This window comes from Planomonospora sp. ID91781, assembly GCF_015711595.1.
GTDB classification, from domain to species: Bacteria; Actinomycetota; Actinomycetes; order Streptosporangiales; family Streptosporangiaceae; genus Planomonospora; species Planomonospora parontospora.
The window spans coordinates 1177543-1189812 of record NZ_JABTEY010000001.1; the positions used below are offsets into that span (position 1 = coordinate 1177543).

At 71.2% G+C, this 12270-nt stretch carries 9 protein-coding genes; 1 reads left to right on the forward strand and 8 read right to left on the reverse strand.

The window, feature by feature from the left end; genetic code table 11:
* Window position 1: 1 nt before the first annotated feature.
* From HS048_RS05500 to purD, 6 genes are all read right to left on the reverse strand, one after another.
* Window positions 2–1231: a GTP cyclohydrolase IIa gene (locus HS048_RS05500; RefSeq protein ID WP_068898347.1), complete on the reverse strand. Its 1230-nt coding sequence runs from the start codon at window positions 1229–1231 to the stop codon at window positions 2–4.
* Between the two features lie 283 nt (window positions 1232–1514).
* On the reverse strand, window positions 1515–2783 hold the full coding sequence (murA, locus tag HS048_RS05505) for a UDP-N-acetylglucosamine 1-carboxyvinyltransferase (RefSeq protein ID WP_191896498.1): 1269 nt from the start codon (window positions 2781–2783) through the stop codon (window positions 1515–1517).
* A 116-nt stretch (window positions 2784–2899) separates the two neighbouring features.
* On the reverse strand, window positions 2900–3736 hold the full coding sequence (locus HS048_RS05510; protein WP_068897971.1) for a phosphoribosylaminoimidazolesuccinocarboxamide synthase: 837 nt from the start codon (window positions 3734–3736) through the stop codon (window positions 2900–2902).
* Window positions 3737–3758: 22 nt separating this feature from the next.
* Entirely contained in the window at window positions 3759–4946 is a 1188-nt protein-coding gene (locus HS048_RS05515; protein WP_196466342.1) for a type II toxin-antitoxin system HipA family toxin, read from the reverse strand.
* Window positions 4943–6562 (reverse strand): DUF262 domain-containing protein, encoded by a 1620-nt coding sequence (locus tag HS048_RS05520; RefSeq protein ID WP_196466343.1) that lies wholly within the window; start codon window positions 6560–6562, stop codon window positions 4943–4945. Before HS048_RS05520 ends, HS048_RS05515 begins: the two co-directional genes overlap by 4 nt.
* A 293-nt stretch (window positions 6563–6855) precedes the next feature.
* The gene (gene purD, locus HS048_RS05525; RefSeq protein WP_196466344.1) at window positions 6856–8091 is read right to left on the reverse strand and encodes a phosphoribosylamine--glycine ligase; all 1236 of its coding nucleotides are present in this window, start codon (window positions 8089–8091) and stop codon (window positions 6856–6858) included.
* A gap of 355 nt (window positions 8092–8446) precedes the next feature.
* Here purD and corA point away from each other — a divergent pair, with 355 nt between their 5' ends.
* Entirely contained in the window at window positions 8447–9565 is a 1119-nt protein-coding gene (gene corA, locus HS048_RS05530; RefSeq protein WP_068897975.1) for a magnesium/cobalt transporter CorA, read from the forward strand.
* Between the two features lie 44 nt (window positions 9566–9609).
* Here corA and HS048_RS05535 read toward each other — a convergent pair whose 3' ends face one another.
* Entirely contained in the window at window positions 9610–10569 is a 960-nt protein-coding gene (locus tag HS048_RS05535) for a glycerophosphodiester phosphodiesterase family protein (RefSeq protein ID WP_196466345.1), read from the reverse strand.
* 202 nt (window positions 10570–10771) lie between these two features.
* On the reverse strand, window positions 10772–12055 hold the full coding sequence (locus HS048_RS05540; protein ID WP_068897979.1) for an adenylosuccinate synthase: 1284 nt from the start codon (window positions 12053–12055) through the stop codon (window positions 10772–10774).
* Window positions 12056–12270: the final 215 nt, after the last annotated feature.

The following is a 12270-nucleotide window of genomic DNA, read 5'->3' on the forward strand; positions in this document are numbered from 1 at the left end:
CCTAACGGGCGCCGAGCTTCTCCACGATCAGGCGGTAGAGCTGGCGGGGCCGTCCCGGCTGCGGGGTGCGGTTCGGCGGGAGCGGCCACGCGAGTCCCTCGTCCACCAGCGTGCGCAGCAACCGCCGTGCCGTACGCGAGGTGACGCCGAGCATCTTGCCCGCGCCCTCGGCGTCCACCACCGTGTCCCCGTTCTCCAGCTTGGCGGCCAGCCGGGCCAGCACCTCCACGCCCTTGGGTTTGGCCGTGCCGCCGTGCAGGGGCGTCCTGGGGGCGGGGACCAGCGCCCGGCCCTCGCGGTCCACCGCGAAGCCCTGGACCTGCTTGCCCGTCTGGGTGCGGGCCAGCGCCGCCCGGGCGTGGGCCTCGGCGTCGTGGGTCGTACGGCCCATGCCGACGCCGACCTCCACGGCCAGCCCGAGCTCGTCGCGGACCCGCGCGGCGAACGGGAGCACCCGGAAGCCCTCGGTGGCGGCGGACACCGAACCGCGGGTCGCGGTGACCATGTAGCTGTGGTCGTCGATCGCCGTCACCGTCGCGTTGATCCGGTTGGCCTCCTGCACCAGCAGCCGGTGGAGCGACAGGCGCAGTTCGTCGCGCCAGTGGCGGGGCGCGGCCCGCCGTACCGGCTCGCGGAGGGTGGGGACCTCGACCAGGACCACGGTCAGCTGCGACTCCTCCAGCCGGTGGTGGGCGCCGAGCAGCGCCGCGGTGTGCAGCGCCGTCCGGACGGCGGCGGAGGTCGGGCGGACCCGGACCACCGGGACGTCCGCCGCCTGCAGGCGCTCGGCGACGGCCGGCAGGCAGGTCAGCGCCCCGGTGGTGCTCCCCTGTCGCGCCAGGCGCTCGTGGAAGGCCGCGATCGTGCCCGTGGCGCCCGGCTCGTCGCGGCTCTGCACCCCGCCGCTGGGCAGGCCCAGATCGGCGTAGGCCTCCTCGACGTCCGCCCGGCTCAGCACGTCCACGCTGATCCGGCGCGGGTCGATCCGCTCGTCCATCACGGCCCGGCCCAGCGCGGCGATCAGCGCGGCCCCGCCGAGCTGGACGTACGTCGCCGGCATCGTCAGCGCTCCCGACCGCCGGGCCAGGTCGTAGGGGATCGGGCTGGCGAACAGGCAGGCGTCCACCCCGGCCCCCAGACGGGTGACCTTGTCAGGCGCCTCCTGCTCGTCCCGGTAGGCGGCGGCCACGAGGCGGCAGGGCAGGGGAGCCGCCGCGTGGCCCATCAACATCACTCGTTCGACGAGGTCGTGGGGGCCCACCACACCGATGGTGAGATCCGGTGTCAGGGCACCCGTGCGTGACACTCGTGGAGCTTCTTCGGCCCGCTCGACCAATGTTCGTTCCCATCATGCCGTCCGTTTGTTTTCGGCTCTCTTTTGGAACGATCGCTCGTCGGGACCGTAATGTCACGCCCGATTTAGTGTCCGCCTGAGGACAACCCGTGGTGCTAAAGCCTTAACTCGTCCTATTCGTACAGGTCAAGATGGTTATAGAGCGGTTGAAACCCGCCGATTATGACGGTGAAATCTCCTGCACCACATCCGCGCCCAGGGCCTGCATGCGCTCGGCCAGATATGAGTGGCCGCGGTCGATGAGATAGCCGGACTCGATGACCGTTTCCCCCTCGGCGGCGAGACCGGCGAGAACGAGCGCGATTCCCGAGCGGAGGTCGTGCGCGGTCACCTGCGTGCCCTTCAGCGGGGTGGCGCCGTGCACGACGGCGCGGTTCTCCGTCACCTCGATGTCCGCGCCCATCTTGTTGAGCTCGCTGGCCAGCGCGAACCGGCCGTCGAAGATGCGCTCGTGGATGTAGCTGGCGCCGTCGGCGAGGCAGGCGACCGTCATGATCGGCGACTGCAGGTCGGTGGCGAACCCGGGGTAGGTGTCGGTGATCACGTTGATCGGGCGCAGCGGGCGGTCCCGGCGCACGTGGAGCACCGCACCGTGGTCGGCGAACTCCACCCCCATCTGCTCCAGCTTGTAGCGGACCACGCCGAGGTGGTCCAGGTCGGCGCCGACGAGGTTGACCTCGCCGCCGGTGATGGCCGCGGCCATGGCGAACACGCCCGCGTCGAGCCGGTCGGGCATCACGGTGTGCTCGACGGCCTGGAGCTCCTCCACGCCCTCCACGGTGATGAAACCGGTGCCGCCGCCGCTGATCTTCGCGCCCATCCGGGTCAGCATCTCGATGACGTCGAGGACCTCGGGCTCCAGCGCGGCGTTCTCGATCACGGTGGTGCCGCGCCCGAGGGCGGCCGCCATGATGAGGTTCTCGGTGCCGGTGTGCGAGGGGGTGTCGAGATACAGCTTGGCGCCGGTGAACCCGCCGCTCTTGACGCGGATGACGGTGTCCTCCTCCTCCACGGCCGCACCCAGGCGCTTGTAGCCCAGGTAGTGGAAGTCGAGGTTGCGGCTGCCCAGGTTGCAGCCGCCCACGCCCTCGATGACCGCCTCGCCGAGGCGGTGCAGCAGCGCGGGGACGAACAGCACCGAGCCGCGGAAGCGCCGGGCGATCTCCGCGGGCAGCACCGGGCTGGTCAGCCGGGAGGCGTCGATCACCAGCGTGCGCTCGGCCTCGTGCAGCTCGACCTTGGCGCCGATGGCCTCGGCCAGCTCCACCGCCCGGCGGACGTCTTCGATGATGGGGACGTTGCGCAGCACCGTGCGGCCCTTGGCCGCGAGCAGTGCCGCGCCGATCATCGGCAGAACGGCGTTCTTCGCGCCCTGGATGAATGCGGTTCCACGCAGCGCGTTGCCACCGCGCACACGGTAACGGACCATGCGTCTTGCTCCTTGCAGGTGGGGAGGTGTGACTCGTGCGCCGGGGGGACGGCAGCCGGAGTGTCGGCCCAACAGTAGCCGGTGGCCACTCCTTGCCCGGTCACTTCGCCGAGGCACTACCCCGTGAAAGGTCGGCCAGTCAGTTTCTCGTAAGCCTCCACGTAACGGGCACGGGTCCGCTCGACCACCTCCTCCGGGAGCGGCGGCGGGGCCTCGCCGGAGGCGCGGTCCCAGCCGGAGGCCGGGGAGGTGAGCCAGTCGCGGACGTACTGCTTGTCGAAGGACGGCTGCGAGCGGCCGGGCTCCCACTGGTCGAGGGGCCAGAAGCGGGAGGAGTCGGGGGTCAGGACCTCGTCGCCGAGGGTCAGCACGCCGTCGGCGTCCCAGCCGAGCTCGATCTTCGTGTCGGCCAGGATGATGCCGCGCTCCAGGGCGATCTCCGCGCCGCGCCGGTAGACCTCCAGCGTGATCCGGCGCAGTTCGGCGGCCACGTCCGCGCCGACCTCGGCGACGACCCGCTCGAAGCTGATCGGCTCGTCGTGCTCGCCGACGGGCGCCTTGGTGGAGGGGGTGAAGATCGGCTCGGGGAGCCGGGACCCGTCCACCAGGCCGGGCTCCAGCCGGATCCCGGAGACCTCGCCGTCGCGCCGGTAGTCGATCAGGCCCGAGCCGGTCAGGTAGCCCCGCGCGACGCACTCCACCGGCACCATGCGCAGCGGCCGGCACAGCACGCTCCGCCCGTCGGGGCCGGGGGCGACGACGTGGTTCGGCACGACGTCGGCGAGTTGCTCGAACCACCACAGCGACATCCGGGTGAGGATCGTGCCCTTGTCCGGGATGTCGGGGGTCAGGACGTGGTCGAAGGCCGAGATGCGGTCCGAGGCGACCATCAGCAGCAGACCCTCTTCGGTCTGGTAGAGGTCGCGGACCTTGCCGGAGTGCAGGTGCTTCACGGCCCAAGTCTGCCAGGAGGGCTCAAGCCTCCTTGACGAGGGGAAGGCTTCGCAGCCGTTCCTCGATGTGAGCGGCGACGAAATCCGGTACGGGACAGCGTTCCCTGACCGCTGGCCATGAGTCGGCCATCGCGCCGACGACATCCTGTACGGCGGCTGCCACCGCGTCCGGGTCTGCACCGACGGTTCCTGCGAAGCCCCGGAAGTGCTCCAGCGTGATGTACCGGGTGTCGGGCTGGCCTGCCAGGGGAAGCGTCAGGATGTCCCGCCGGAAGCCCTCGTATGACATGACGGAGACGAAATCGTAGGCCGGGGAGAGCCGTCGGACCCGTCCGCCGGGATACTGCAGTGACCAGTTCTTGAGGTGCTCGTCGGTGTTCCCCATCACCATGCAGGCGGCCAGGCGTCGGACATACTGGTCGAGGTCGCTCGGGCACTCGCGGTGGATGACCCGGCCCACGTCCTCGGCCTGGCCGCGATCCTTCTGGTACGGCAGCAGGCCGAAGACTTGGGCGAAGTCCTCCTGATGGACGCGCCCGCCACCGGACCGGTCGAAGCGCCGGATGGCGAAGGCCGTCCCGCCGACGGTCGTCAGCTCGGGGGGGATGTTCTCCAGGTCGCCGACCGGGACCAGGAGGTGGTCGGGCACCTCGATCCCGGCGAGCGCGGCCCAGGTCATCATGGCGTGCTCGTTCTCGGGGAGGAGGTCGTGGCTCCGGCTCGGGAACTTCACGATCCAGTCACCGCCGACCCCGACGTACCGGAACCCCGCGGGCGTCCGGGCCATTGAGAGCTTCACCTGCATGCCGGCCAGGGAGAAGCTCATCTTCTGCGCGCCGGAACGCGCTGCCGCGTCCTCCGCCGGACCTTCGGGATCGACGTCCTCACCGATCACCCGGACGGCCCCGGGCAGGTCCTGTCCGAGGTGGACGAGCAGGGCGAAGTCGCTGACGGACTTGAGCCCGAGCTGGGCCGTGACCAGTCGGCGCAGCCCGGATTCCCGCTCTGGCAGGAGGTTGGAGAACCACGACGGCAGCTGACCGCCCGGAGGGTTCTCGACCTTCCGCGGGTTGTACTCGTAGTGCAGACCCAGCACGGGCCGGTCCGGCGCGCGGTCCAGGTAACGGAAGGAGACCTTTCCGGCCCGCTGCTCCAGCACGCCGACGACCCGGTCACCGATCAGGACCTGGGCGCTCGTCCGGCCGCTCATCCGGCGTCTCCAGGGGTGATCAGGCTCGTGAGGTCGGGACCGTCGGGGAAGCCGAACAGGGCGTTCTCCTGCACATGCTCGGCGATGGCCGCACGGACGAGCCCGGCTCGGTGCGCGACGAACTCGTGGTCCATGCCCGCCCGCAGCAGGCCCAGGCCCTCGGCGTCGATGAGGTGGCTCTCCAGGACGTCGGGATCGGGTTCTCCCCGAAGCAGCGCCCCGCGGATGTCCTCGCCGGACACCGTCCGGGGATGGATCACCCGGTTGGCCAGGAAGCCACGGGGAAACTCCCTGGGGATGGACGTGATCCTGACCAGCGGGTCCCGCTCCCGTTCCATGAGTCCGTTCGGATCCGTCACCGTGCCGGCCCGGTCATCGAACTCGCTGGTACGGCCAATGATCCGAGGACGGAGGGAGAGCAGGCCGAGGAGATTGACCTTTGCCTGCACCTGGTCGAGGTGGACGGCGTTCAGGTCAGGTTCCCATGCTTCATACGGCGGAAGCAGCTTGAGCAGCCGGTCTGCGCTGGATACGGGATCGCCCTCGACGGCCCGGCCGTATTCGCGCAGTGCCCTGGCCTCGCCGCGCGGTGTCATGCCGAGCGCCGCGCCGCGCCAGATCCAGCGCCGTAGAAGTTCGGCGGCTCGTCCCTCAGGGGGGCCGAAGAGGACGGTGAATCGTGTGAGAACCGGAAAGGCAAGCATGTAGGGAACTAAGCGGGCGTGCGGAATGCCCACATCGTGCCGGAGAAAGTCGACCGTCGCTCCCAGCGCCCGTTCAGCAAGGGAGAAGGCTTCGCGCCGCTCCGCATCGCTTCCGAGTTCGTCGATGAACTCCCGGTCGAGCTGGTCCTCTCTCGTGGCGAGAACCGAACGCGCGAGTGCAGTCTCGGGGATCTCGCCGAAGCCCCATCTCGCGACACGGGAGGCCAGTACGGGGAGGTCGACGGATTCCACCCGGCCAGACGTCGTCCGGATGGCGCCGAACACCTCATCGGGCCGGACGAGACGGCCGGGCCTGCTGATCCGCCGGAAGACCTCCTGAAGTTCCGCCTCGTCACCGGAGTCCACGACCTGTACGGCAAGGCGGTAGTTGTCCACGGCCCGTACGACGTTGTGGCACCGCTCGAGCTGAGCGTCGTCGAGCCGGGCTTTTCGCTGCCAGTGCAACAGGCGGGCGGTGTCCGAAGCCGATGACATCGGAAACCAGTGCTCGGGTACGTGGTCGCGGCGGTCGGCGGAGACGAACTCGTCCAGCCGGGGGTCGTAGAAGATCCGGAACCGTGGATCGACCGTCTCCTCTGCGGCGTTCAGCGCCCCGACCAGGCTGGTGACGCGTTGAATGCCGTCGATCACCCAGAGCGCGTCCGGGGTGGCGTCCACATCGGCGGTCAGCGGTCCCACGGTGACGGTTCCGGCTCCGGCGGGTCGCCGCCACATGAGCAGGCTGCCGATGGGGTAGCCCCGCAGGACGCTGTCGAAGAGCTCCTCCACGTCACGGCGCTCCCAGCGATAGGAACGCGGGAACGAGGGGAGGCGGATGTCGCCGTGCAGGACCCGGTGGGAGAGCTCGCGTGGAGTCATCTCCCACGACCCGGCCCGCATGACTACGGCCATGTCCGCACCTCCCGCTGATCTGGTCAATGCTAGGCCGGAAACGCGCGCCTATCCGGCCTTCGCGACGATGAGAGTGATGAACGGGACGCTGAGGACAGGAGCCGGAGCGGTGGGTTCGGCCTCAAGGAGCCGTTGTGCACTCCGATCGCCGAGGGGGCAGATGAACCCCGGATCACTGTCGCCGGTCCGCCGGAGCCGTGGACGGGAGCCGGTGCGCTAGTGAGGCGTGGCCCCCGGCCGCACCCCGGCCCCGCAGCGCCCTGAGCGGTCGCTGCGGAGCGTCACAGGGCCGTTCAGAGGGCCTGGGCGGCGATGTCGGTGCGGTGGTGGGAGCCGCGCAGCCGGATGCGGCCGACCAGCTCGTAGGCGGCGGCGCGGGCCGCGGCGACGTCGGGGCCGGTGCCGACCACGCTGAGCACGCGCCCGCCGGACGAGACGGTCCGGCCCCCGGCGCCGGCGGCCGTGCCGGCGTGCAGCACGTAGGCGCCCCCGACCTTCTCGTCGAGGCCCTCGATCACGTCGCCCTTGACCGGGTCGGCCGGGTAGCCCTCCGCTGCGACCACCACGGTCACCGCCGCGCCGCCGCGGTAGGACAGGGGGCCGAACGCCTCCAGCGTGCCGGTCGCGCAGGCGAGCAGCAGCCCGGCGAGCGGCGTCTCCAGCCGGTCCAGCACGACCTGGGTCTCCGGATCGCCGAACCGCGCGTTGAACTCGATCACCTTCGGGCCGCCGGCGGTCAGCGCCAGGCCGACGAAGAGCACCCCGGTGTACGGCGTGCCGCGCCGGGCCAGCTCGGTCACCGTCGGGATGACCGTCTCGGCCATGACCCGCTCGGCCAGGTCCTGCGGGGCCCACGGCAGCGGCGTGTAGGCGCCCATGCCGCCGGTGTTGGGACCGGCGTCGCCGTCGTAGGCCCGCTTGTGGTCCTGGGCGGGCATCAGCGGCACGGCCGTGGCTCCGTCGCAGAGCGCGAAGAGCGAGACCTCGGGGCCGTCGAGGAACTCCTCGATGACGACCCGCCCGCAGGCGGCGGCGTGCCGGAGCGCCTCGTCGAGGTCGCCGGTGACCACCACGCCCTTGCCGGCGGCCAGCCCGTCGTCCTTGACCACGTACGGCGCGCCGAACTCCGCGAGGGCCGCGGCGGCCTCCTCGGGGGTCGTGCAGGTGCGGGAGCGGGCGGTGGGCACGCCCGCGGCGGCCATGACCTCCTTGGCGAAGGCCTTGGAGCCCTCGATCCGCGCGGCCTGCGCCGACGGGCCGAAGCAGGGGATGCCCGCCTGCCGTACAGCGTCGGCGACGCCGGCGACCAGCGGGGCCTCGGGGCCGACCACGACCAGGTCCGCCCCCAGTTCCACCGCCAGCCCGGCGACGGCGGCCGGGTCGGCCGGCGCCACCGGGTGCAGGGTCGCGACCTGCGCGATGCCCGCGTTTCCGGGAGCACAGTGGACCTCGGCGACCTGGGGGTCTGCTGTCAACGACCGGCACAGGGCATGCTCACGCCCGCCGGATCCAATCACAAGAACGCGCACGCGCGAGAGCCTATCGGCCCCGGTGCCCGTCACTCCGTCCACAGGCTGTGGACGGAGCGGCGCGGGCGGCGGGGATTCCCGGGTCGCGCCTGATCGTCCGTGAGGGCGGGGGTAGGGTGGAGGTCGTTCCCCCGTCCTGTGGTAGATTTGGGCGGCTTTGCATGTCTCTTACCGATTGGAGGTGGTTCGGGATGTCCTCTGGCGATCCCAGCAGTACGTGCTCGCGCACGTGGCCGTGCGCAATCTCGACCATTTCTTCAATCGGTGCCCGATCTGCCTCGCGCGCATTTCGTTTGAACTGAGGTGACATCGCTTCGCGCGTGGATGGTGTCAGGTTGGGCGGGAAAGGCATGTCATGCGTTCTTCGCTCCTTTTTCCCCGCATTCGGCACGTACGCACGGTCCGTGCGCCCCACGCTCCCTCCGTCCCGGTCCGTGACCGCTTGAACGGCACCTGCGTCCCGCCGAGCGACTCCCTCGTCGAATACGCCGCCTACGTCGGCGGCCGGCGGATCGAGGCCCTCGGCATCCCGGACGCCCTGGAGCTCGTCCGCGCGCACAACGCCGCCCAGGAGAAGGCCGACGCCTTCGTCTGGGTCGGGCTGCACGAGCCCGACGCCCCCGAGGTCGAGTGGCTGGCCGAGGTCTTCGACCTCCATCCCCTCGCCGTCGAGGACGCCGTCAAGGCTCACCAGCGGCCCAAGGTCGAGCGCTACGACGACTCGCTCTTCGTGGTGCTCAAGACCGTCGCCTACCTGGAGCATCCGGAGCTGACCGCGACCAGCGAGATCATCGGCACCGGCGAGATCATGGCCTTCGTCGGCCCCGACTTCGTGGTGACCGTGCGGCACGGCCGCTACTGCCCGCTGGCGGAGGTCCGCGAGCGGCTGGAGGCCAAGCCCAAGCTGCTCGGCCGCGGCCCGACCGGTGTGCTGCACGCCATCGCCGACCACGTCGTGGACCGCTACCTGCACGTGGCCGACGACATGCAGGCCGAGCTGGAGGAGGTGGAGGCCATGGTCTTCGCCGACGTCAGCGCCCGGGACATCAGCCGGATCTACAACCTCAAGCGCGAGATGATCGAGCTCAAGCGGGCGGTCACCCCGCTCCAGTCGCCGATGTCCACGCTGGCCCAGCGCCGGATGATCCCCTCCGAGATGCGCGAGTACTTCCGCGACGTCGTCGACCACCTCGCCCGGGTCTGCGAGCAGGTCGAGTCGTCCAACGAGCTCTGCAACTCGGTGCTGCAGGCGGCGCTCGCCCGCTCCAACGCCCTCGCCAACGAGGACATGCGCAAGATCTCCGCCTGGGTCGCCATCATGGCCGTCCCCACGATGATCGCCGGGATCTACGGCATGAACTTCGATCACATGCCCGAGCTCGACTCCGTCTTCGGCTACCCGGTCGTGCTCGGCGTCATGGTGATCGCCTGCACGCTGCTCTACCGGGGTTTCCGCCGCAACGGCTGGATGTAGTCCCGGGCGGGGTCCCGCCGCACCGCTCCCGGCCCGGACGGCCTTCAGGCCGTCCGGGCCGGGGACGGTCCTCCGCGCGGCTCCCGGACGGCGCGGCACGCGGTGACCGGGGCGGGCAGGGGGAGCCCGCGCCCGGCCCACAGGGCGCGCATCCGGTCGGGGTAGTCGGTGACGAGCCCGGCCGCGCCGAGGTCGAGCAGGGCCGCGGCCCGGTCCGGCTCGTTGACGGTCCACGGGACCACCGGCAGTCCGGCGGCGGCCGCCCGCCGCATGAACTCCTCGTCCACCATCACGTGCTCGGGCGAGACCGCGGTGCCCCCGGCCGCCGCGGCGGCGGCTGGGACGTCGCCGCCGAAGTCCGAAAGGAGCAGGCCGTCCAGCCAGACGCTCTCCAGGGTGTCCAGCTCGATCAGGGCGTAGCGCCGCGCCGCCGGGGCCAGCTCCCGCGCGATCCGCAGGATGCGCCAGTCGAAGCTGAGGATCGCCGCGCCGTCGAGCCTGTCGTGCCGGTCGAGCTCGGCGACCACCAGCTCGGTGAACTCACGCGGATCGGGGGTGAGGTCCGGCCGGGTCGGGTCGGACTTGAGCTCCACGTGCAGCCGCACCCCGTCGGCGCCGTAGGCGTCCACCAGGCCGAGCACCGCCCCCAGTGTCGGCATCCGGGTGTGCGGCACCGGGACCTGCGTCGCGGCGAAGCGGTCGTCGGGGCGGAGCGGCAGCCGTACGCCGCATTCGAGGGTGCGCAGCTGCGCCAGCGTCAGCGCGCCGACGGGCCTGCCCACGTAGGGGAAGAGCGGGTCGCCCGCCCGGGCCGGGCCGGTGTCGGCGCTGGTCACCGGGGAGACTGTGAGGTCGTGGGTGAGCACCAGCCGCCGGTCGGCCGTCAGCGCGACGTCGAACTCCAGCGCGTCGACGCCCAGCTCCAGAGCGTGGGCGAGCCCGGGCAGCGTGTTCTCCGGGCGGAGCCCTCGGGCCCCGCGGTGGCCGTGGATCTCGGCATGCACACCGGGACCCTACCGAGCGGGGCGCCCGGATGGCTCCCCGCCGGGGTCCGTTCTTCCCTGCGGCTCCGCCCCGGCCGCCCCTCCCGCGGCGGCCGTACGGCTCCGCCCGGGGCGCGGAGCCGTACGGGGACGGGTCCGGGCCGGCGGGCGGAGCCGTACGGGGCGCGGGGCCGGATCGGCGGGCGGAGCCGTACGGGACGGGTCAGATCAGCGGGCGGAGCTGGAGGGTCTCGGTGCGGCCGGGGCCGACGCCGATGGCGGAGATCGGGGCGCCGCTCATCTCCTCCAGGGCCCTGACGTAGGCCCGGGCGTTGGCGGGCAGGTCGTCGAAGGACTTGGCGCCCGTGATGTCCTCCTGCCAGCCGGGGAACTCCTCGTAGACCGGCTTGGCGTGGTGGAAGTCCGTCTGGGTCATCGGGATCTCGTCGTGGCGCACGCCGTCCACCTCGTAGGCCACGCAGACCGGGATCTTCTCCAGGCCCGAGAGCACGTCCAGCTTGGTGAGGAAGAAGTCGGTGACGCCGTTGATCCGGGTGGCGTAGCGGGCGATCACCGCGTCGAACCAGCCGCAGCGGCGGTTGCGGCCGGTGGTCACGCCGTACTCGCCGCCGGTGGTGCGCAGCCAGTCGCCCATCTCGTCGGTGAGCTCGGTCGGGAACGGGCCGGAGCCGACCCGGGTGGTGTAGGCCTTCAGGATGCCGATCACCCGGGTGATGCGGGTCGGCGGGATGCCCGCGCCCGCGCAGGCGCCGCCCGAGGTCGGCGAGGAGGAGGTGACGAACGGGTAGGTGCCGTGGTCGATGTCGAGCAGGTTGCCCTGCCCGCCCTCCAGCAGCACGACCTTGTCGTCGTCCAGCGCCCGGCTCAGGATCAGCGAGGTGTCGGCGATGTGCGGCTTGAGGCGCTCGGCGTAGCCGAGGTACTCCTCCAGGACCTTGGCCGGTTCGAGCGACCGGCGGTTGTAGATCTTGGTGAGGATCTGGTTCTTCTCGCCGAGGGCGACCTCGATCTTCTTCTGCAGGATGCCCGGGTCGAGCAGGTCCTGGACCCGGATGCCCATCCGGTAGATCTTGTCGCCGTAGGCCGGGCCGATGCCGCGGCCGGTCGTGCCGATCCGGGCCTTGCCGAGGTAGCGCTCGGAGACCTTGTCGAGGGCCTTGTGGTGGGGCATGATCAGGTGCGCGTTGGCGGAGATCAGCAGGCGCTCGGAGGAGACCCCGCGGGCCTCCAGGCCCTCGATCTCGCTCAGCAGCACGCCCGGGTCGATGACGACGCCGTTGCCGATCACCGGGACGACGTTCGGCGACAGCACCCCCGTCGGCAGTAGGTGCAGGGCGTACTTCTGGTCGCCGATGACGACCGTGTGGCCCGCGTTGTTCCCGCCCTGATATCTGACGACGTAGTCAACCTTGTCGCCGAGCAGGTCGGTGGCCTTACCCTTGCCTTCGTCGCCCCACTGGGCGCCGAAGAGAACGACAGCCGGCATCGTTAGTCTCCCACCACAAAACGAAACCCCTGGCGCAATCGCGACAGGGGCTCTTGCGAGGAGAGAATACCCGACGGGCCGCGGAAGGGGGATCTCCCCTCCCGCCGGAGGGGGATCCCCCGCGTCCGGACCGGGCGCGGACCCCGTTCGGATCGGGCGCGGACCCCGTTCGGATCGGGCGCCGCACCAGGTCGCGCCGGGTGCCGCACCGGGTC